Below are 21,866 nucleotides of genomic sequence, written 5' to 3' on the forward strand. Positions count from 1 at the left end.
TTTTACACGCCGGCATAGGCTCTGATCAGGGTCGATGACTCGTCACGGGCCAGCGATTGTTCTTGTGCGCGAACGTAAGCGAAGCTGAGATCGCGGACCAGCTCCGGGTCGTCGACCGCCCCGCCGAACACCGCGCTCTCGGCCCAGCCGAAGGTCGGCAGCTGCTCGCCCGCGAAATCTATGAGATGAAAACTGGACCCGCCGAGCACCGCGCCCGCGGTCGCGGTGAACGGGATGACCCGTACCTCGACGGTGTCGAGCTCGTCGATCAGCTCGGCCAGATGGGTCAGCTGCCCGCGCAATACCTCGGGGCCGCCGGTCTGCTGCAGCAGGGTGCCCTCGCCGATCACGGCCGTGAGTTCGACCGGATCGGCGCCGCGTAATCGCTGCTGTCTGCGCATCCGAATCGCGACCAGCTGCTCGACCTGCACGGGGCGAATCATCACGTCGGCACTGATCAGCGCGCGGGCGTAGTCCTCGGTCTGCAACAGCCCCGGCACCACCAGACTGTCGTAGCTGCGGATGCTCTGCGCGCCGAATTCCATGCCGTAGAGCCGCTGCAACTCGGGCCCGATCAGCGCCGACGATCTGGTCCACCAGCCGCGCTGCTTGCTCGCGTCGAGCAGGGCGAGCAATTCGGCCCGCTCCTCGGCCTCCACCTCGAGCAATTCGAGCACCGGGCCGATGGTGTTGGTGGTCAGTACCCGTCTGCCCTTTTCCACATGTGACCAATTGGCGGGGGTGAAGCCGACGCGCTTGGCGAAACCCGCCGAATCGAACCCGCGCAATTCGCGCAGCTCCCGCAGCCGAAGCACCAGTTCCCAGCGGGCAACGGTAGGCGAGACGGGTGCCATGCCTGGCGATCGTACGCGCGGACTCGACACCGGCGTGTGACTATTGTCAATAGTGACGCGCCGCACTATGGTCGGGACGCAGCGGTCGATTTACTCCCACTTCACGCGATCCACCCGCATCGAGGCAGGTTCGTCATGAGTTTGTCCCGCACCGAGTCCGACGACCATCCGGGCGTTCCGGACTACACCGCGATTCAGGACGCGCTCGCCCGCTGCCGCAGCTACCGCAAGGACCACGGCCTCTACGGCATCGTCGATCCGGCACTCGGCCGCATCATGCTCGAGGTCGGCGCCGTCGGCGCGGTGGTCATGCCCGCCGCGCTGGGCAAACGCGTGCGGACCTCGCTCGTCGAGTCACCCACCGAGTCGCGGCCGGGGCCGATCATCGCCCATCCGCGCTCGTCGCGCTGGACGTTTCTGACCGGCCCGACCGACAACTCCTATCTGGACACCGTGCTGTTCGCGGACCTGTTCCGGGTCTGCGCGTCCGTCGCGCTGCCGGGCAGCCACGTCGTTCTGCCATCGCCCACCGACGAGAACACCGGCTACCGCAGCTGGATCGCGCCGCCCGAGCACGACTTTCGTCGCGATATGGGCGAGGTGCTCGCCGCGATCCGGGCCTGCGCGAGTGGCTAGCGCGTTGGGACAGGCTGCGGTGTCAGCGTGATGCTGAACCGATTCTCGAGCTTCTGGTTCCACTCCCGCTCGCACTGGTCGAGCTTGGCCTGGTCGTTGCCGGCCTTGCTGACACAGTCGATGAAGTCCTTGCCGCCGGAATCGACGAAGAAGCTGTAGCCGACGACGGCCAGCACGGCCGCGATGATCATGCCGAAGATGCCGAGCACCAGGCCGGTGATGGCCATGCCCGTCCCGCCCGCACGACCTGACCTGGCCTTGACCGCCGCGATGATGCCGAAGATCAGCGCGAAGACGCCGAACAGGAAGCCACCGACCACGGTCCAGCTGGTGAGCAGCGCGATGATGCCGAGGACCAGCGCGGTGATCGCGAGACCCTTGCCCTTGGGCGACTCCTGCCAGTACTGACCGGGTTGCTGACCCGGCGGCGGGTATCCGGGCGGCGGAGGATATTGGCCGTATTGGTCTGGAGGGGGCGGGTATTGCGACATGAATTTCCTCTCCGGGTGGCGCAGTGATCGCCTACTGATCGACCACGCTACGGGCGAACGTTAATAGCTTCGGGTATATCGACACCGGCGCGACAGATGTCGACCGCGCCACACCCCGGCCCGCACGCCTACTGCGCGCCCAACCGGGCGTGCATCTCCCAGACCAGAACCTCCGATGGCCGGTGGGCGCGTACGCGCTGACCACCGGTCCGAGTCAGCCGGACCGCGTCGCCCTCGTCCAGGGTGCCGACCCCTTCCATCTCCACCTCGCCGCGCGCGACGAACACGTGCAGATACGGCGCGTCGGGCAGGTCGATGACCGAGTCGGCGTCGCCGGACATCCTGGCCACGTGCAACGCCGCGTGACTGCTGTTGATGGCGATCGCGGTGCGATCCCGATAGCGCGGCAGGCCCGCCGCCACGGTCACCAAACCGCCGCCGGCCAGCGCGTCATCGATCTCCAGCTGCTGGTAGCCCGGGGTCAGCCCCGGCTCGTCCGGTACCACCCACATCTGGACGAAATGCACCGGCTCGTCGTGTTCGGCGCCGTCGAGACGCCACGAATCGTTCTTCTCCGAATGCAGGATGCCGGTGCCCGCGCTCATCCGCTGGGCCAGACCGGGATAGATGACACCGCTGTGCCCGAGCGAATCCTGGTGCACCAGACTGCCGCCGAGCACCCAGGTGACGATCTCCATGTCCCGGTGTGGGTGGGTTTCGAAGCCCTGACCGGGCAATACGATGTCTTCGTTGTTGACCAGCAGCAGGCCGTGATGGGTGTTGTCGGGATCGTAGTGCTCCCCGAACGAGAAAGAGTGCTTCGAATCCAGCCAGGACACCCGCGTCTTCATGCGGTCGCCTGCTCGATGGACGTCGATGTGTGGTGTCGTGAGTGTGGACATCGCGGTCCTCCTCTCGGGCCCGTGCACCGATCACCTTTCAGGGTAGGAGCACTTCCGTGGCGGTACTCCACATTCCTAGTAAATTGTCCTGCACTCGGCATTTTACGCGAGCGACCAGCGGGTGAACGCCAGGCGAGCAGCACCGACCGGCCCGCGCGAACGGCGGGCAGCACCACCGCCGCCGCACCCGCCACGCCGGACCGTTTCCGAGCTGGATTCGTAACATGTTGTGCCGCAACGAAACCGGAGGTGAGTTCGCGATGCGACCCGATACGCTCGCCAGTCTCGAGCAGCAGCTCCGCGCTCAGGCCCGCCGCGACGGCATCGCACACTTCGTCGTCGGCGTCGCGGTGTTCCGCGACGGCAAACTTCTGGTGGTGCGCCGGGTGCCCGACGACTATCACGGCGGCATGTACGAACTACCCGGTGGCGGCGTGGAATCCGGCGAGAGCTTCGCCGACTGCGTGCACCGGGAGCTGTTCGAGGAGACCGGCCTTCGGGTGCGCACGATCACCGACTTCCTCGGCGGCTTCGACTACGCGACCCGAACGAAATCCAAGGTGCGCAAGTACAGCTTCGTGGTCACGGCCGAACCGGGGGAGGTGGCGCTGGCCCCCGGCGAGCACGACGCGTTCGCCTGGATCGATGCGGGTGCGCTCGAGCAGCTGCCGATGGCACCCGATATGCGTGCGGCGGTCAGCGCCCTGGTCAACGACTAGACAGAACCTTGTGACCAGGGCCTTTTCGCTGATTCGGCGCGGCGGCACCGGACCTATTAACCTCGCGGCGTGCCCACTGGTCGCTCCGAGAGCCCCACATCCGCGGCCGGGCGGCCGCTCCCGCTGCGGGTCGCGCTGCGCGAGAGTCCGGGCGTGTTGCGATTGGCGGTGGTGCGCTTCGCCGGGCAGTTCGGCGAGGGCATGTTCCAGGCCGCCCTCTCAGGGGCGATCCTGTTCAACCCCGACCGGCAAACCGACCCGCTGGCCATCGCGGCCGGCTTCACGGTGTTGCTGCTGCCCTACTCACTGATCGGGCCGTACGCGGGCGCGCTGCTGGACCGCTGGGATCGGCGGGCGGTGCTGCTGGTCGCGAACGTACTGCGCGCGGTGTTGATCGGGGCGGTGTGCGCGGGCCTGCTCGCGGGCATCGACGAGACGCCGCTGCTGTTGCTTGCCCTGGCGGTGGTGGGGATCAGCCGGTTCGTGCAGTCGGGCGTGTCGGCGGCGCTGCCGCGGGTGCTCGCGCAGGAATGGCTGGTGCCGATGAATTCGGTGCTCGCCACGGTGGCCTCCGGGTGCGCGGCGCTCGGCGCGTCCGCCTCGGTCGCCGTGATCGGCCTGATCGGGGCCGGTGATTTCGGCTCGGCGGTCGCGGTGGCGATCAGCGGTATCGGGTCGGTGCTGAGCGCGCTCTTGGCGGCCGGCTTCGCGCCGCGGGTGCTCGGGCCGGAGCGGGACGCGACGGCCGGGCACGACAGCGCGGTGCACGCGATCCTCACCGGGCTGCGCACCGGCGCGACGGCGGTGTGGGAATCGAAGCAGGTCACCACGGCGATGCTCGGCATCGGCACGCATCGGATCGTGTTCGGTACCAACACCTTGATCATGGTGCTGGTGCTGCGGCAGACACCGGCGGCGGGTTCGGGCCTTGGCAACGGGCTGATCGGCTTCGGCGTGGCCATCGCCGCGACGGCGGCGGGCATGCTGGTGGCAGCGGTCGTCGCGCCGCTGCTGATTCCGCGGCTCGGCCGGCCGCGCACCGTCGTGCTCGGACTCGTGTCCGCGACGGTGGTGCAGTTGACGCTCGTCTCACCGATCGCCATCGCGGAGGCGGGGACGGCTGCCCAGCACGCGCATCGGCTGCTGCTGGTCGGCGCGTTCCTGTTCGGCTTGGCCGGGCAGACGATCAAGCTGGCCGGTGACGCGACGATGCAGATCGATATCGACGACGCCCGCCGCGGCCAGGTGTTCGCGTTGCAGGACACCGTGTTCAATATCGCGTTCATTATCGCGATCGCCGCCGCGGCCGTGGTTATTCCGGACGATGGACGCTCACTGCCGGTGATTGTCGCCGGCGCCGGTATCTATTGCGTGGGCATTGTCGCGATCGTGTGGAATACCCGGCGGCGAACCGATCCGTCGGTCGGCTAGTGCCTCGTCCAGGAAGGTCGGTGCGATTATCGGCGGTCTGGGGCGTCCGCTGGTAAGGCGGAGGAGGAGCCGATACGGAAATACCGCGGCAGGCACGGTATTTCAGGCGATAGTGGGTGCTCGGCCGGGATCACCTCCGGTTCGATTCATCCCGTGGGCGAGATAATCGGGCAGATCCTGGTGACTCGCGTGCGGCAGGTTGTCCGGCGCGGTGCCCGGTGGCTTGACCTCGGTGTGGATGGCCGGGGGATGGTAGCTCGCCGGACGCATGGCCTCGAGCGGTTGCTCGACCGGGCAGGGGAGCACCGCCGAATCCTGCTGTGCACCAGCCGAGTCCGGCTCCGGTGGCACGTCGGCGGCGAAGCCGCCGGTGCGGTGGATCCAGTTGAGCGGCTCGTCACCCGCGTCGGCGACGGTGCCGGTGACGTGGTGGTTCCAGGTACCGAGGCCGGTGGGGTCGGTATAGAAGTGGTCGAGCACGCCGTCGTCGTTCAGGTCGAGGGCGGCCACATCGGCGACGCCGAGACCCGCGCTGTCCCATAGGGCATCGTCGACGAGACCGTCACCGTCGAAGTCGAGCCGGACCGCGTCGTGCGGACCGGCCAGCGACAGATCCGCCTCGCTGGTCCAGACCTGCGGCGGGCCGACGCCGGTACCGAAGACGTACTCGATCTCGTCCATATTTGATTGGACGCACGCGTTCGCCAATCGGTTCCGATATTTCGCCACAAATAATTTCGTTCGCGAAGTCCAGCATTCCGGCGCGTCGGTCCGGTACGTTGATTTCGCTTCGCCCCGATTCGACAGGGAGTCAACGAGTTCGAGAGGGAGTCAACGCGACATGGGTTTTCCGGCGATGATCTTCGCTGCGGTGCACCACCTACTACTCGGTGGGTGGGGCACCATGCTGCTGCCGCTCACCGAGCTCGCCGAATAACTCCCCCCTGAGGTAATGCGCCGACCCGGCCGCCACCCCGCCTGTGTACCGGCAGTGTTCGGTGTGCTGCTCAGCGGCGTGCTGACGACGCCCGCCCAGGCGGGTCCACTGCCGTGGGCACCTGCCCCGGTGAACAGTTGCGGCGAGGTCGGTTTCGATCCGCGCCTGCGCGAACCCGATCCGGCACAGCCCGTGCCACCGCCCCTGGCACTGCCCGAGCGGATCGATATTCCGATCCCGGTGCCGCAGCTCGTCCCGGTGCCGGTACCGGGCCCGCCGCAGCAGGACGTCCGCATCGACGCACCGCCGCTCGGCCCGGATCCGTGCCACACGCCGTGCCCCGAGGTGCGCGACATCGCGCGCGAACCCGAGCGGTCCGAACCACCGGAGCAACCGCCGCCCGGCGCGCCGATCACGGTGCCGCGCATCGGGATCACACCGGAGATCGAGCCGATCCCGGTCCCCGTGCCCGACGGCCCGGCACCGGAACCGACTCCGGCGCCGCCGCGGGTCACCCCTCCGGTGGCACCGGGTCCGCTCGCGCCGCCGGTGGCCGAACCGCGCGTCGGCACGGTCGAGCTGGCCGGACAGGTCACCGGGCACGGCTCGCCGAATCGCACCGACGTGCGCTGGCAGGTGGACGGCACCGACCTCGGCGTGCTGTGGGAAACCAAGCCCGGCGAGGTCGCGGTGGCCTTCGGCGACACCTTCGGCAAGGGCTGGGCCACCGGCGGCGCCGGCGGACAGGACCAGGATTGGCGCAGCAATGTGCTCGGCTACAGCACCGATCGCGACCTGTCCGACGGACTCTCGCTGGATCGCATGGTGCAGGACAGCAGGTGCCACGCCGCCGAGATCCTGAGCAGCCGCAAGATCAAGAACTGGGAGATCACCACCATCCCGACCTCGGGCTTCGCGCTGGGCGAGCGGCAGTATCTGAGCTACATGTCGGTGAACCGGTGGAGCCGGATTCCTGGCCTGTGGCGCAACAACTACGGCGGCCTCGCCTACTCCGACGACAACGGGCGCACCTGGACCAAGGATCAGCATGCGAAGTGGGACAACGTCTTCGGCGTCGGGCGGTTCCAGGTCGTCGCGATGGTCCCGCACGGCGAGCACGTCTACATGTTCGGCACCCCCAACGGGCGGCTCGGGGTGATCGGGCTGGCCAGGGTGTCGAAGGAAGACGTGCTCAACACCTCCGCCTATCAGTACTGGGTGAACGGGAACTGGGTGCCCGCGGCCGAAAACCAGGCCACGCCACTGGTGGCCGGACTCGCCGGTGAGGTGTCGGTGCGCTTCGACGAGGACACCGAGCAGTGGCAGATGGTGTATCTCGACCCGACGCGCGGGGCGATCGTGCTGCGCAATGCCGCGCAGCCGCAAGGGGAGTGGACCGAGGCGGTGCCACTGCTCGACACCGCCGACTACCCGAGCTCCTACGGGGGTTTCCTGCACCCGTGGTCGACCGGGCGCGACCTGTACTTCACCCTCTCGACCTGGCAGACCTACAACGTGTATCTGATGCACGCGCAGTTGGATTCACCGCGCTGACGCGGCGCGCAGTCATCCACCGCCGGCCGTGCACCACGCAACTGTCCACCGCCCGGCCGTCCACCGCCAGCCGTCCACCGCCAGCCGTCGACTGTTCAGCCGTCGACGTCGACGAACCGGACGCGATCGCCCACGCCGATCAGCGCGGGCGGCTCGCGCTCCAGATCCCACATCCGCAGCTCGGTGCTGCCGATCAGGTGCCAGCCGCCGGGTGTGCTGCGCGGATACACCGCCGAGTAGCCACCGGCCAGCGCGACCGCACCCGCCGGGATGGTGGTGCGGGCCTGCGGCCGGCGCGGGACGGACAGCCGCGCGTCCTCGGCCACCAAATAGCCGAAGCCAGGGGCGAATCCGATGAACGCGCACTGCCAGATCGTTCCGGTGTGCGCGGCGACAACCTCCGCCTCGGTCATGCGCGACAGGCGAGCGACCTCGGCGAGGTCGGCGCCATCGTAGCGCACCGGAACGAGCAGCGGTTCGGCGGGAGAATCGTTGTGCGCCAGTGTTCCACGGGAAACATCGGCCGAATCCCGTTCCGGCGCAGACTGTCGCAGCGTGCGTAATAGCTCATCGAGCGAGCGGCGTACTGATTCCGCGTGCTCGGGTGAAAACAGCGTCACCAGAACGGTTTCCGCGGCGGGCAGCACATCCTCGACGCCGACCGGTGGGTCGCTGCGCAGCACCTGGGCGAGTTCCACCACCTCGATCGGCGGCGGCACCAGCACCAGCAGCGCCCGATCGCCCGCCGCGCGGATCAACCGCCGGCTGCTTGTCGGCGTGCCGCTCATCCGCTCAGCAGAACGGCTCGACCGGCACACCGGCCTCGCTGAAGGCGGTCCGGATCCGCCGGGCCATCTCTACCGCGGCCGGGGTGTCGCCGTGCACGCAGAGGCTCGCCGCGCGCACCGGCACCGTGCCCGCACCGTCGACGAGGTGCGCGGCACCCGACACCGCGATCGACATCGCCTGAGCCACCGCAGCATCCGCGTCGAGCACCGCGCCGGGCAGGCCACGCGGCGCCAGCGTGCCCGTCGGTGTGTACGCGCGATCGGCGAAACCCTCACCGACGAAACGCACCCCGGCGGCGACCGCGGCCTTCTCCAGCTGCGAGCCGGCCGGGCCGAGCAACGCCAGCTCCCCGTCGTATTCGGCGAGCGCGGCCAGCACCGCGTCCGCGAGCGCCTGATCGCGTCCGGCCGAATGGTAGAGCGCGCCATGGGGTTTCACGTAGCGCACCCGGTCACCGGCGGCCTTGGCGAACGCGTCGAGACTGCCGATCTGATACAGCACCTCGTCACGCAGCTCGGCCGGGTCCATCACGATCTCCCTGCGGCCGAAACCGGCCAGATCGCGATAGCCGACGTGGGCGCCGATCCTGACCCCCTTCTCGACGGCCAACCCACAGACGCGCCGCATGATCGAGGGGTCGCCGGCGTGGAAACCGCAGGCGATGTTGGCGCTGGTGACGATGTCGAGCACCGCCGCGTCGTCACCCATCGGCCACGGGCCGAAACCCTCGCCGAGATCACTGTTCAGATCCAGCGGCACCGTCACGCCTGCCTTTCTCCACTGCTGTCATTACCTGCCCTCATTGTCCTCGCCCGCGCGTCGCCGCGGGATCGGCGGCCCGGCATCACGGAAAGTCGCTGGTCGCAGGCGGTACGCAGGGTGAATTGCCGCGGCGGAGCGAGGCGAGTTGGGTCACAACGCGATGGTCGCCGTCGGTGCGGGCAAGTACGCTCGGAGCAATCATGGCCATGTATTTCGATCCGAAGTCCTGGTCGCCGATGCGAGCCGTCGATCTCGGCAAGCGCCTGTTCGATCAATCCTGGCTGGAGCAGTGGGTCTCGGTCACCACCGCCTGGGTCGATCCGGTCGTCGACCTCGGGGCGGGCACCGTCACGGCGCTGCTGCCCGATGTCCTGATGACCATGCTCAGCGAGGGCATCCTCAGCCGGTTCGGCGGTCAAGAGGTGAACGCCACCCTGCTCGGTCACGACCTGCACGCCACGCTCCAGGTGCTGAAGGTCCGCCGTCGCGGCGCGCACTTCCAGACCAAGACGGTGCTGTCCCGGCTGCGCTGGGACGATCACCCGATCGAGGCGGTCACCGTGATCGCGCACGAGGTGCGGCTGATCCCCGGCGTACCGACCAAGGTGCGGGCCGGGCGGATGGACCTCGAGGGCACCCTCACCACCGCGGCGCTGATCGGCTGGCTCAACGCCCAGCCGCTGGACTGGACGTTGCGGCTCGACGACAACGGCTCGATCCGAGCCAGGCACCGCCGCCGCAGGCTCAGCGCCGTGGTCGAGGCCGCGGTGACCGACAACGAGGTGCGCGTGCAACCGCAACGGGTCAACTGGTTCGGCGTCCGGCTGCCGCGCCGACTGGTCGGCACCCCCACGGTGCGGCTCGAAGACCTGCCGAAACAGGCGCGCATCGCGCACGCCACCCGCGAGGGCGACCTCGTCCGGTTCCGGGTGGAACTGCCGGAAATCACCGGCTCGTTCGACCTCGCGCAGATGCGCGCCGCGATCGTCGCCGGAACCACCCTGATCGTCTTCTGATCAGGCCTGCGCCTTCCACCACTCCCGCAACGCCGTCTCGGCCTCGTCCCTGGTCATCGGGCCGCGATCGAGCCGGAGCTCCTTGAGGAACCGCCACGCCTTACCGACCTCGGGCCCCGGCGGCAGACTGAGCAACTCCATGATCGCGTTGCCGTCCAGGTCGGGCCGGACCTTGGCCAGGTCCTCCTGCTCCTGCAACCGGGCGATCCGCGCCTCTAGCTCGTCGTAGGTGGCGCGCAAGGCCGCTGCCCTGCGCTTGTTCCTCGTCGTGCAATCGGCCCGGACCAGCTTGTGCAGGCGAGGCAGCAGGTCGTCGGCATCGGTGACGTAGCGGCGCACCGCCGAATCGGTCCACTGGCCCTTGCCGTAACCATGAAACCGCAAGTGCAGGAAGACCAGCCGGGCCACGTCCTCGGTGAACTGCTTCGGATACTTCAACGCCCGCATCCGCTTGCGCACCATCTTCGCGCCGACCACCTCGTGATGGTGGAAGCTGACACCGCCGCCGGGCTCGTTGCGTTTGGTGTCCGGCTTGCCGATGTCGTGCAGCAGCGCGGCCCAGCGCAGCACCAGATCCGGATCGCCGTCCTCCAGGTCGATCGCCTGCTGCAGCACGGTGAGCGAATGCCAGTAGACGTCCTTGTGCTGGTGATGCTCGTCGATCTCCAGCTTCATCGCGGGCACCTCGGGCAACACCCGCTGCGCCAACCCCGTCTCGCACATGATGTTGATGCCGTCGATCGGATGCGCGCCGCCGATCAACTTGTCCAACTCCACCCGCACCCGCTCGGCGGTGATCCGATCGATCTGCTCGGCCATCTCGCTGATCGCCGCCCGCACCCGCGGATGCAACTCGAAACCGAGCTGCGAGACGAACCGGGCCGCCCGCAACATCCGCAGCGGATCGTCGTTGAACGAATCCTGCGGCGCCGCAGGAGTATCCAGCAGGCCCGCGAGCAGCGCGTCCATCCCGTTCAACGGGTCGACGAAGTCGAGTGCCCCGTCGGCGCCGATCCGCACCGCCATCGCGTTCACCGTGAAATCCCGGCGCACCAGGTCGTCGTCGAGCGAATCACCGAAGGTCACCTCGGGATTGCGTGACACCCGGTCGTAGTTGTCGGAACGGAACGTCGTGATCTCCAGCTGCTGACCGGACTTCGACCCGCTGACCGTCCCGAACGCCAGACCACCGGTATCCCACAGATGATCGGCCCACCCGCGCAACATCTCCTGCACCTGCTCAGGACGCGCGTCGGTGGTGAAGTCCAGGTCGGTGCCCAACCGGCCGAGCACCGCGTCCCGCACGCTGCCGCCCACCAGATACAGCTCGAACCCGCGCGCCGCGAACATCGCACCGAGCGGAGTCAGCACGTCGGACAACCCGCCCAACGTCACCGCCGCGGCAGCCAGCAATCGGGTACGTCTATCCAGCTCTGCGTCCTCGGACTTGGGCGAAACCACGAATCAGCAGCTTACTGGGTTGCCTTTGCGGCGCCGGGCGGCGCTGCGTGTTCGCGCCCCGAGCGGCCTGGCGGCCGAGTGCCCGAAACTGGCGCCCGGGTGTGGTGGGCGCCCCGCGGTGCTGCGGCCGACAACGCCGCAAACGCAACACAGTAGGATTGCTTGGTGTCTCCGGCCGATCGCGCGAACAGTCGACGCCGCCAGCCTCGGCGCCGCGGTTCGGCCGCCAACGCGGCGAAACCACGCATGCGCACGGTGCGGGAAACGTCCGCGGGCGGGCTGGTCGTCGACGGTTTGGACGGTCCACGCGAGCAGCGCAGCGCGGCCCTGATCGGCCGCACGGACCGGCGCGGGCGGTTGCTGTGGTCGCTGCCGAAGGGCCATATCGAGGAGGGAGAGACCTCCGAGCAAACCGCGATCCGTGAGGTGGCCGAGGAGACCGGCATCAACGGTGTGGTGGTGGCCGAACTCGGCAGCATCGACTACTGGTTCGTCACCGAGGGTCGCCGGGTACACAAAACGGTGCATCATTATCTCTTGCGCTCCATCGGGGGCGAACTGTCCGACGCCGACGTGGAGGTCACTCAGGTGGCGTGGGTTCCGTTGAGCGAGTTGAATTCCCGACTGGCCTACGCGGACGAGAGACGTCTTGCCGAGGTGGCGAACAAGCTGATCGACCGGATGGAGACCGGCAAGCGATGACCCATACTTTTCGGCGTCGCGCAGCGATTCCGGTGGGGATCTTCGTCGCGCTCCTGACCATCCTGGGGTCGATGACGACGTTGCCGCTGCTCGCGCAGGCGCAACCCACCGGCTCCGGGACCGTATCGGGCCCGAAATTCCTGAAGCTGTCGGTGGATTCGGTGAGCCCCACCGCCGTCACCAGCACGAGCGATCCGGTGGTGACGGTCTCGGGCCGGGTCACCAACATCGGCGATCGCGCGGTGAAGGACATCAGCGTGCGCATCCAACGCGCCGCAGTGGTCACCGATCCGGGCAACCTGCGCGCGGCGCTGCGCCTCGACCAGGTCAACTACGAGGTGAACGGCCCGTTCGAGGACGTCGCCCCGCAACTGGCTCCCGGCCAGTACAAGCAGTTCTCGGTGAGCATCGCCCTGCGGCCGGGCGGCGGCACGAGCGGGTCACTGGATATCACCGACCCCGGCGTCTATCCGATGCTGCTGAACGTCAACGGCGAACCGGCGTTCGGCAAGCCGGCCCGGCTCGACGATGCCCGCTTCCTGCTGCCGGTCCTCGGCCTGCCGCCCGGGTCCAAGGACGCCGACCCGGCGGAGGCGGTGACCGCGCCGACGAACGCGCCGGTGGCGACGACGCTGCTGTGGCCGCTTGCCGACCGGCCGCGCATGGTCGCGGGCATTCCCGGTTCGGTGGACGGCAAGGTCGAGCTCACCGACGACGAATTGGCCGCCTCGCTCGGCAAGGACGGCAGGCTCGACCAGTTGCTCGGCGCGCTGGAGAGCGTGTTCGATCTGACGCCGGGCCGCGATCGCACGCTGCTCTCCTCGATCTGCCTCGCGGTCGATCCCGACCTCCTGCTCACCGTCGACGCGATGACCAGGGGCTATCGGGTGCTGGCCAGTCCGTCCGACCCGGACGGCGCGACCAGGGCGGGTGCGGGCGCCACGCACGCGCAGACGTGGCTGGAGCGGTTGCGCAAGCTCGCCGGATCGATGTGCACGGTGGCGTTGCCGTTCGCTCAGGTCGACCTGTCCGCGCTGGCGGCGGTCAACGACCCGGACCTCTCGGCGCGAGCGGTGAACGCACCCGCCGAGATCGTCGACTCCATCCTGGGCGTGAAATCGGTCCGCGGGGTGAGCCTGCCGGATTCGGGCAGCATCGATGCCGGCGCGGGCACGCTCTTGCGCAGCCACGGCTTCGGCACCGCCGTGCTCGCCGACACCGCGGTCGCACCGGAAGGCACGGCCGGTACCTCGGAGGTGTCGCAGCAGACGGCGACCCGTGGCGACACCAAGACCCCGACGGCGACGCCCCAGGTGCCGGACACGGGAGCGCCGGAACTGGTTCGCCTGCCCGCGATCACGGCACCGGTGCCGTCGGCGCCCGAGCCCGCCGCGCCGGGCGGGCATCTGACGAGCGGCACCGCGTCCTCCGCGACCAGTGGCACCGCGTCGGCCACACCGAGCAGTACCACCGCGACGGACAGCGGACCCGCGCCGAGCAATGCGCACACCGCCCCGCCCGCAGGCGATGCGGCGCTGCACGCCGCGACCTTCGACATCTGGTCGGCGACCGCGCTGGCCGCGGTCGGCTCGTCCAACCCGCCGACCCCGTCGTTCACGCCCGCCTCGGTGCGCTATGAGGTCAGCAACGATTCGCGCGCCGCCCGGCTGCAGGACGCGCTCGGCGCGATCTCCTGGTCGGCGCTGAATCCGCAAGCGGACAAACCACGCTCGCTGCTGCTCGTGCCGCCGCAACAGTGGGGAGCGAACCGCGAGGAGGGTAAGGCGCTGCTGCGTCAGGTCGAACTGCTGATGCGCGCCGACCTGGCGACCCCGCGCCCGTTCCAGGACCTGATCGCACAGCCGACCGACCCGAAACCCTATGAACTGGACTACCTCGCGCAGGCCGAGCAGGACGCGGTGCCGGGACGGTTCATCGATCCGGTGCGTGATCAGGGCAGGCGGATCAGCGAGCTGATGCGGGCGATGGTCGAGGTGCCCGAGCTCAAACCGACCCCCGCGCAGTTCCTCACGCCGTTGCGCGACGACCTGATCCGGGTGCTGAGCTCGTCGGATCGGCGCACCGGCGACGCCACCCAGGCCGACACCTTCGCCCAGCGCCGGGTGGACCAGACCGTCCGCACCATGGACAACCTCTATCGCTCGGTAACCGTCCTGCCGCCAGGCGGGGTGTACACCCTCGCCTCCGAGCAGAGCCCGTTGCTGCTGGTCGCGCGCAACGATCTGCCGGTCTCGATCCGGATCAAGTTCCGCATCGAGGCCCCGCGCGAGACGAAGATCACCGACCTCGGCGAGCAACAGCTGCCCCCGCGCGGGACACGCTCGTTCCAAATCCCGACCGAGGTGAGCGACAGCCGTAACCTGGTGATTCCGATCTCCCTTACCACACCCGACGGAATCCCGCTGGGCAATGCCACACAAGTCTCGGTGCGTTCGAACGCCTATGGTCAGGCCCTGGCAATAATTACGGCATGCGCCGCATCGCTGCTGTTCCTGTTGATCATGCGCCGCTTGTGGCGGCGCTTCCGCGGGCAGCCCGACGTTGCCGACGAGGGCCTCGACCCGCCGCTGCGCCGGCGGGTCATCCGCTACGGGCGCGCCAAGCAGCGGGCGCTGCAGCAGGAGCATCAGGAGGCACAGTGAAGGACGGTCATCTAGCGTCCTCCGTCGTTTCCTGTGCGCAGGCACCAGCCGCGGCTACCGGATTTGGACGTCCGGCGAACCGCGGTGGCAGAGTGGAGGACAATCGCGGGAGGCTCGCAGCAGCGCAGGGGTGGTGCGAGTGATGGGCACCGACACCGCGCGTAACAATCCCGCAGCACTGCTCATCAGCGCCGACCGGGTGCGGCTGTCCCGCGGAAAACAGGAGGCATGATGAGCGACGATGATCCATCGGCGCATCGGCCTCGATCCGAGCGGCGCGACGGGCCACCGGTCCGTCGGGCGCCGGTCGCACCGTGGGAACGGCACCCGCCACAGGCGCAGGAGCCGGAGCCGGATATGAATCCCGGCCCCTATGACGCGCCCGCACCGCGGGTGCCGCAGGTCAGTCGTCCTTCGACGCCGCCGCAGCGGATACCGCCGGGACAGCGCCTGCCTTCGGGGCCCGCGCAACGTCCACCGGGGCCGCCGCAACGGCCCGCTCCCGCACCGCATCCCGGTCAGCGGCAGTATCCGGCGCAGCAACCACCGCAGGCGCAGCAACCACCGTCCGCGCCGCCGCAACAACCACGCCCGGCGCCGGTCCAACGTCCCGGCCCGCCGCCAGGGCAGTCCGGCGGGATGCCGGCCGCACCCCGGCCCGCGCCCGGCCAGTCCGGTGCCATGCCCGCCGCGCCACGCCCTGCCCAGTCCGGTGCCATGCCCGCCGCGCCACGCCCCGGCCAGTCCGGCGCGATCCCCGCCAGCGCGCCGCGGTCCGGGCCGATGCCCGCCGCCCCGGCTCGACCGGTTCCCGGCCCGCCGCCCGCGCCCCGGCCCGGTCCCGCGCGGCCCGAGCCGACCCCGGCCGGTGCGCCGCAGTCCGGTCGGGTACCGCCGCCGCGGTACGCCCCGCCGCAAGCACGGCCCGAGCCATATCCGCCGCCGCGCCGCAGCCAGCCCGTCGCCAACGACGCGCCACCGGTCGACGTGGCGAAGCGGCCGCGTACCCAGGAGTGGCCCGCCGCGACCGCGACCAAAGAACCCGAGCAGAGCGCGAATTCGCGGTTGCTCAAGGACTCCGGTTCTATCGCGATCGCCACGCTGATCAGCAGGCTCACCGGTTTCGGTAAGCAGCTGCTGCTCGCGACCGTGCTCGGCCCCGCCATCGCAAGCGCGTTCACCTCGGCCAACCTGATCCCGAACATGATCACCGAGCTGGTGCTCGGTGCCGTGCTCACCGCGATGGTGGTGCCGACGCTGGTCCGCGCGGAAAAGGAGGACGCCGACGGCGGCGCCGCCTTCGTACGCAGGCTCGTCACCGCGGCGTTCGTGGTGCTCGCCTTCGCCACGCTGCTGGCCACCGCGACCGCGCCCATCTTGGCAACCCATGTCTTCGTCGCCGCCGACGGCAAGGTCAACACCGCGCTGACCACCGCGCTGACCTTCCTGCTGCTGCCCGCGATCCTGTTCTACGGCATGTCCGCGCTGTTCACCGCGATCCTGAACACCAGGCAGGTGTTCCGGCCCGGCGCATGGGCTCCGGTGCTGAACAACATCGTCGTGCTGCTCGTGCTCGGGCTCTACGCGCTGACACCGGGGGAGATCACCCTCGATCCGGTGCGGATGAGCGACCCGAAACTGCTCGTGCTCGGCATCGGTATCACGCTCGGTGTGGTCACCCAGGCGCTGACCTTGGTCCCGGCGATCCGCCGGGAGGGCATCGACCTGCGCCCGCTGTGGGGTGTCGATACCCGGCTCAAGCAGTTCGGCATGATGGGCCTTGCCATCATCCTGTACGTGCTGATCAGCCAGTTGGGCCTGATCTTCGCCAACCATGTGGCCTCGGGCGCGGACGAGGCGGGCCCGGCCATCTACTCCTACGCCTGGCTGCTGCTCCAGCTGCCCTATGGCGTGCTCGGCGTCACCGTGCTCACCGCGATCATGCCGCGCCTGAGCCGCAACGCGGCCGACGGCGACACCCCCGCGGTGGTCGACGACCTTTCCGTCGCGACCCGGCTGACGATGATCGCGCTGTTCCCGGTGGTCACCTTCATGACGATCGCCGGGCCGGAACTCGGCCAGGCGCTGTTCGGCTACGCCCGATTCTCCGGCGACGCGCAGCGACTCGGCCACGCGGTCAGCTGGTCGGCCTTCGCGCTGATCCCGTACGCACTGGTGCTGATCCATCTGCGGGTGTTCTACGCCAGGGAACAGGCATGGACCCCGACCTGGATCATCCTCGGCATCACCACGGTCAAGACCATCCTCTCGGCGCTGGCCCCGGTGATCGCCGACGACAGCGACTCGGTCGTGATCGTGCTCGGTGTCGCGAACGGACTCGGCTTCACCGCGGGCGCCATGATCGGTGGCTATCTGCTGCACCGCAGCCTCGGCGATCTCCGGATGGCCAACGTCGGGCGCACCGTCACCAGGGTGGTGCTCTCGTCGCTGGCCGGCGGCGCGGTCATGTGGATCGTGGATCGGGTGCTCGGGCTGGAGCGGCTGAGCGATTCGTTCGGCGGGCCCGGCTCGCTGATCCGGGTGGCGATCACCGCCGTCGTGATGTTCGCGGTGGCCTTCGGGCTGATGCGGCTCGCGGGCGTGCCCGAGGTCGTCGGCATCACGGTCGCCATCTCGCGCCGCCTCGGCTGGACGCCGCCCGCACCGGATCTCGATCTCGACGGTCCGGTCGACGACCCGTACCCGACCCAGATTCTGCGCAGGCCCGATCCCTATCCGGCCTACCCTGCCTTCGATCCGTACATGGACGCGCAAACCATGGTTCTACCGGTGATCCGAGCCGATGCCGTTGACATCACCGGCATGGGCGAGTTCCCGTACCCTGTTCGGCAGAGAAGCACAAGTGGCGAAATCGCCGAAACCTCGACATACCAGGGCGAAGGAGGACCGAGGGTGAGCGACGACGCGGTGGGCGGCGTCCCAGCCGCTGATTCTTCTGCGACCACGGCAGGCGGGCTTTCGACCGACGCTCCGCCACCCGGTGGCGAGCCGTCGGATCCCGCGTACGCGAACCGCGAGCTCGGTGCCGGTCCACCGGTAGCGGAGGCGGACCCGCGGGAGCACGAGGCGGGTCCACCGGAACAGCACGAATCCCAGAACCAGCTGCCCCCGCGCGACCCGATGTACGACACCGGGATGATCCCGATCGGCGCGCCGGAGATGCCGCCGCTCGGTGGCGACACCCCGGGCGGACGACGGACCCCGCGCGGCCCCAAGCTGATTCCGGGCGCCTCGGTGGCAGGCGGTCGCTACCGGCTGCTCGCCGGGCACGGCGGTGCCCGCGGCCTCAAGTTCTGGCAGGCACTCGACATCAAGCTCGACCGTGAGGTCGCGCTGACCTTCGTCGACGCCGACCAGAAGGCCGCGGACAACTCCGGTCACGACGGCCCGCAGGCCATCCTCTCGCGCACCCTGCGCCTCGGCCGGATCAACTCGCCCGGTCTGGCCCGCGTGCTCGATGTGGTGCGCGGCAGCTCGGGCGGCATCGTGGTGGCCGAATGGACCCCGGGTCGCTCGCTGCGCGAGATGGCCGAGACCGTGCCGTCGCCGATCGGCGCCGCACGGGCCATCCGCGCCCTCGCCTCGGCCGCCGAACTGGCACACCGCGGCGGTGGCTCGCTGTCCATCGATCACCCCGACCGGGTGCGGATCAGCGCGTCCGGCGACGCGGTGCTCGCCTTCCCCGGCACCCTGTCCGATTCCGACGCGCAGTCGGACGTGCGTGGCCTCGGCGCCATGCTCTACGCCCTGATCACCGCCCGCTGGCCGATCCGCTCCGGTGGCGTCACCGGCACGGCGGCGACGGTCGGCGGATTGCGGCTCGCCGACTTCGGCCCGGACGGCACGCCGGTGGAACCGCGCCAGATAAGACCCGAGGTGCCGTTCGAGATCTCGGCGGTCGCGGTGCGGTCGCTGGAATCCAACAAGGGCGTGCGCACCGCGGCGACCGTGCAGCACGTGCTCGAACAGGCCTCGGTGGTCGATCAGAAGACCGACTTCATCCCGGTGCTGCGGCTCGGCCAGCGGGCCACCCCGCCCGCACCCGACGAGTCGCTGGCCGACCCGGAACTGCTTGCCGCCGAACGGGAACGCTCGCAGCGGATGATGTGGATCATGGTCGGCCTCGGCATCCTGGCCGCGCTGGTGGTCGGCATCGTGATCTGGTGGATGGTCAGCGTGTTCGCGCCAGGCGCCTCCGACGCCCCGCTGAACGAGCAGCGCAATATCGGCCTCACCACCAACAGTGCCCCCGCGCCGACCCCGGCCGCGGTGGGGCCCTCGGTCGGCACCGGGGGTGTCCAGGTGCCGGTGACCGCGGTCAGCGTGTTCTCCCCCGAGGGCACCCCGGACGGTGTCGGCAACGTCAACGCGGTGCTGGACCAGAACCCGGCCACCATGTGGCGCACGGACCAGTACTTCCAGCAGTTCCCCGCCCTCAAGAAGGGCGTGGGGCTGCTGGCGACGCTGCCGAGCGCGGCCAAGCTGACCAACGTCACGATCAACTCGCCGAGCCCAGGCACGTCGGTCGAGATCCGTACCTCGCCCACCGACTCGCCGACGCTGGATCAGACCCAGCTGATCGGCTCGGGCAAGCTCGTCGAAGGGCTCACCGATATCCCGGTCCGCACCGACCAGGCGGCCCGCTACGTCCTCATCTGGATCACCGGACTCGGCAATTCCGGTGGGCAGTTCCAGAGTTCCATCGCCGATATTCGTTTGGATGCCACCCCGTAGCACCGCTGATCGTCTTCCGCCGCACGTGAAGTGACCGTGCCGGCCCGCGCGCACCTCTTCCGCCGCGCGGCTCATCCCTGAATCCCGTTCAGTTTGTTGCTGCCGGATCGCGACTGACGATATGATCTCTTCGCGCTCTCAGCAGGGGAGCTTCCCGGGTTCTGGTGCCTCGATCCTGGATGCTGCGAAATTTCGGTAATGGTCTTTGGTGTCCGTTGCCACCGTGAGCGCTGGTCAAGGGGTTGGCATTGTCGTCCGAATCGAACGAGGATTTCCGCGGGGGGACGTCGCGCCCAGTCGCGTACCGCGAACGCTCGTTCGTGGCCGCCGACTGCAGCGACGTCGAGTTGCTGCGGGCGCACGTGCGCGGCCAGCGACATGCCTTCGCGGAGCTACTACGCAGACACAACGATCATCTCTGGCAGACCGCCCTGCGCACCTCCTATACCCGCGAGGACGCGGCCGATTCGCTCCAGGACGCGCTGCTCTCGGCCCATCGCACCGCCGCCAAGTTCCGGGCCGAGGCCGAGGTGCGCAGCTGGCTGCACGCGATCGTGGTGAACGCCTGCCTGGACCGGATCCGGCGCAACAAGATCCGCAAGGCCGTCTCGCTGACGCCGGAGACCATGCCGGAGCCGCGGGACGAACGCGACGCCGTCGCCGAGCTGGAGATGTCGCTGGTGGTCGACCGCGCGCTGTTCTCGCTGCCCGCCGATCAGCGCACCGCCCTGGTCGCGGTGGATCTGGAAGGGTATAGCGTGGCGGAGGCCGCCGCGATGCTCGGCGTTCCGGAGGGGACCATCAAGAGCCGCTGCGCTCGCGGCAGGCAACGCCTACAGGAACGGCTGGAATTTCTGCGCGATCCGGGGAACCGGAAGTAGTCGAGATGCGTCATTAATAGTGACGAACCCGTTGACGATGTCCCAGTAAGTCCCCGGCCCGAGGGATCAGCGATGGCAGACGAGAACACCGGAGGTGCGATGGCAACCAGGTCCGTGCCGCAGCCTCCGTTCTCACCGGAGCTGCTCGCCGACCTTCACGCCGGCAATCTCGCGCCCGAACTGCACGAACAGTTGTGGCCCGCGGTCCGGCGCGACGGGGAGGCACTGCGTTTCGTGCACGCCCTGGACGAGGTCAGCTCCGAATTGCGCGCGCTCGGCCGTTCCGACCGCGTCATCCACCGCATGCCCGAGGACGTCACGGCCCGGCTCACCGCGTTCGTCGACGGACTGGACGCGGACGGCGCGCCAGAGGACGCGGGCGAGACGATCTACCACCTGCCGGTCGCCGGTGAAAACCACGATGGTGCAACGGTTCCCGACGATGCCGCACGGTCCGACGGCGCTGTTCGATTCAGCGGCGCTGCTCGGCTCGATGATGCCGCTGGGTCCAACGACTCCACTCGGCTCGAGGGCACTACTCGGTTCGACGATGCCGCTCGGTTCGACGATGCCGCTCGGTTCGACGATGCCGCTCGGTTCGACGATGCCGCTCGGTCCGACGGCGGTGACCAGCTCGACGGACCTGCTCGGCCCAATGGTCCCGCCGGGTTCTACGACGCTGTGCGTCCCGGGGACGTGGCGGTCGCCGCAGGTGCCGTGCCGGAGCCCGCGGTACCCGCTGCAACGCCCGTCTCGCTGGACGAGCGGCGCCGGAGCAGGCTGCGCTGGCTCACCGCCGCGGCCGCCGCGGTGGCGGTCGTCGCGTGCGCCTCGATCGCGCTGACCGTCGTCCGGGGGAACGACACCCCGCCGGTCGCCCAGCCCACCTCGGAGGGCGCCGAGCTCGACGAGCCCACCGCGGCCGCCATGCTCACCGCCCTCGGCCGCAACGACGCCTCCGGCCTGCTCAGCAACCCGGCCGCGCGAGAACGCTGCGTGCGCGCCAACGACCTGGAGCGCACTGTGCTCGGCTCGATGAACATCAGCTATCACGGCAAAGACGCGGTCCTGCTGCTGCTCACCGGCCCGCGCACGCCCAAGATCACCGCGCTCATCGTCGGAACCGGTTGCAGCACAGACGATCCGCAACGACTGACCGTGCAGGACATCGGCTGAGTGAGCAGGCCCACCCGGCGGCGCCGAAGTGTGCCAGGCCACTGAGCCGAAGCTCACCGCACACTCCACCAGCGCAGGAACAATAGCCATTACGCTGTTGTTGACCGAGACGTCCGTCGATATCTGCCTGGGAAGGG

17 protein-coding genes are annotated in these 21,866 nt (G+C 69.2%); 10 read left to right on the forward strand and 7 right to left on the reverse strand.

Going from position 1 to position 21,866, the window contains the following annotated elements; genetic code table 11:
- Nucleotides 1-2: 2 nt before the first annotated feature.
- Nucleotides 3-854, reverse strand: coding sequence for a DUF5753 domain-containing protein (locus F5X71_RS36300; protein ID WP_167466043.1), 852 nt, complete (start codon nt 852-854; stop codon nt 3-5).
- Nucleotides 855-989: 135 nt separating this feature from the next.
- Here F5X71_RS36300 and F5X71_RS36305 point away from each other — a divergent pair, with 135 nt between their 5' ends.
- Nucleotides 990-1,490: a hypothetical protein gene (locus F5X71_RS36305; RefSeq protein ID WP_167466044.1), complete on the forward strand. Its 501-nt coding sequence runs from the start codon at nt 990-992 to the stop codon at nt 1,488-1,490.
- Here F5X71_RS36305 and F5X71_RS36310 read toward each other — a convergent pair.
- Together F5X71_RS36310 and F5X71_RS36315 are read right to left on the reverse strand one after the other, a co-directional pair.
- Complete coding sequence (locus tag F5X71_RS36310; RefSeq protein WP_167466045.1) at nt 1,487-1,981, reverse strand: DUF4190 domain-containing protein; 495 nt, start codon at nt 1,979-1,981, stop codon at nt 1,487-1,489. The genes F5X71_RS36305 and F5X71_RS36310 overlap by 4 nt on opposite strands.
- A 128-nt stretch (nt 1,982-2,109) precedes the next feature.
- Nucleotides 2,110-2,883: a pirin family protein gene (locus F5X71_RS36315; RefSeq protein ID WP_167466046.1), complete on the reverse strand. Its 774-nt coding sequence runs from the start codon at nt 2,881-2,883 to the stop codon at nt 2,110-2,112.
- Nucleotides 2,884-3,143: 260 nt separating this feature from the next.
- Between F5X71_RS36315 and F5X71_RS36320 the strand changes: the two genes are divergently transcribed.
- Both F5X71_RS36320 and F5X71_RS36325 read left to right on the forward strand, forming a co-directional pair.
- Nucleotides 3,144-3,602 (forward strand): NUDIX hydrolase, encoded by a 459-nt coding sequence (locus F5X71_RS36320; protein WP_167466047.1) that lies wholly within the window; start codon nt 3,144-3,146, stop codon nt 3,600-3,602.
- 123 nt (nt 3,603-3,725) lie between these two features.
- Entirely contained in the window at nt 3,726-5,033 is a 1,308-nt protein-coding gene (locus F5X71_RS36325; RefSeq protein WP_167467007.1) for an MFS transporter, read from the forward strand.
- Between the two features lie 102 nt (nt 5,034-5,135).
- On the opposite strand, the gene F5X71_RS36505 is transcribed toward F5X71_RS36325, so the two are convergent.
- A complete protein-coding gene (locus F5X71_RS36505; RefSeq protein WP_174817207.1) occupies nt 5,136-5,714 on the reverse strand; it encodes a hypothetical protein in 579 nt (192 codons plus the stop codon).
- Nucleotides 5,715-5,985: 271 nt separating this feature from the next.
- Between F5X71_RS36505 and F5X71_RS36335 the strand changes: the two genes are divergently transcribed.
- Entirely contained in the window at nt 5,986-7,524 is a 1,539-nt protein-coding gene (locus F5X71_RS36335) for a DUF4185 domain-containing protein (protein WP_167466048.1), read from the forward strand.
- A 95-nt stretch (nt 7,525-7,619) separates the two neighbouring features.
- Here F5X71_RS36335 and F5X71_RS36340 read toward each other — a convergent pair whose 3' ends face one another.
- Both F5X71_RS36340 and F5X71_RS36345 read right to left on the reverse strand, forming a co-directional pair.
- On the reverse strand, nt 7,620-8,312 hold the full coding sequence (locus F5X71_RS36340) for a 5-oxoprolinase subunit B family protein (RefSeq protein WP_167466049.1): 693 nt from the start codon (nt 8,310-8,312) through the stop codon (nt 7,620-7,622).
- A gap of 4 nt (nt 8,313-8,316) precedes the next feature.
- Nucleotides 8,317-9,072 carry a LamB/YcsF family protein gene (locus tag F5X71_RS36345; RefSeq protein WP_203218399.1) on the reverse strand — a complete coding sequence of 252 codons (756 nt, stop codon included), beginning with the start codon at nt 9,070-9,072 and terminating at the stop codon, nt 8,317-8,319.
- Between the two features lie 203 nt (nt 9,073-9,275).
- Here F5X71_RS36345 and F5X71_RS36350 point away from each other — a divergent pair, with 203 nt between their 5' ends.
- Nucleotides 9,276-10,091, forward strand: coding sequence for a hypothetical protein (locus tag F5X71_RS36350; protein WP_167466050.1), 816 nt, complete (start codon nt 9,276-9,278; stop codon nt 10,089-10,091).
- On the opposite strand, the gene F5X71_RS36355 is transcribed toward F5X71_RS36350, so the two are convergent.
- Nucleotides 10,092-11,552: a CCA tRNA nucleotidyltransferase gene (locus F5X71_RS36355; protein WP_167466051.1), complete on the reverse strand. Its 1,461-nt coding sequence runs from the start codon at nt 11,550-11,552 to the stop codon at nt 10,092-10,094. It abuts the gene before it with no gap.
- Between the two features lie 165 nt (nt 11,553-11,717).
- On the opposite strand from F5X71_RS36355, the gene F5X71_RS36360 reads away from it, so the two are divergent.
- From F5X71_RS36360 to F5X71_RS36380, 5 genes are all read left to right on the forward strand, one after another.
- The gene (locus F5X71_RS36360) at nt 11,718-12,254 is read left to right on the forward strand and encodes an NUDIX hydrolase (RefSeq protein WP_167466052.1); all 537 of its coding nucleotides are present in this window, start codon (nt 11,718-11,720) and stop codon (nt 12,252-12,254) included.
- Complete coding sequence (locus F5X71_RS36365; protein WP_167466053.1) at nt 12,251-14,917, forward strand: hypothetical protein; 2,667 nt, start codon at nt 12,251-12,253, stop codon at nt 14,915-14,917. Before F5X71_RS36360 ends, F5X71_RS36365 begins: the two co-directional genes overlap by 4 nt.
- Nucleotides 14,918-15,148: 231 nt before the next feature.
- Nucleotides 15,149-19,672 carry a lipid II flippase MurJ gene (locus F5X71_RS36370; protein WP_428981430.1) on the forward strand — a complete coding sequence of 1,508 codons (4,524 nt, stop codon included), beginning with the start codon at nt 15,149-15,151 and terminating at the stop codon, nt 19,670-19,672.
- 320 nt (nt 19,673-19,992) lie between these two features.
- Complete coding sequence (gene sigM / locus F5X71_RS36375) at nt 19,993-20,553, forward strand: RNA polymerase sigma factor SigM (protein WP_167466054.1); 561 nt, start codon at nt 19,993-19,995, stop codon at nt 20,551-20,553.
- Nucleotides 20,554-20,652: 99 nt separating this feature from the next.
- Nucleotides 20,653-21,729: a hypothetical protein gene (locus F5X71_RS36380; RefSeq protein ID WP_167466055.1), complete on the forward strand. Its 1,077-nt coding sequence runs from the start codon at nt 20,653-20,655 to the stop codon at nt 21,727-21,729.
- Nucleotides 21,730-21,866 lie beyond the last annotated feature (137 nt).

It is taken from the genome of Nocardia brasiliensis (genome assembly GCF_011801125.1).
GTDB lineage: Bacteria > Actinomycetota > Actinomycetes > Mycobacteriales > Mycobacteriaceae > Nocardia > Nocardia brasiliensis_C.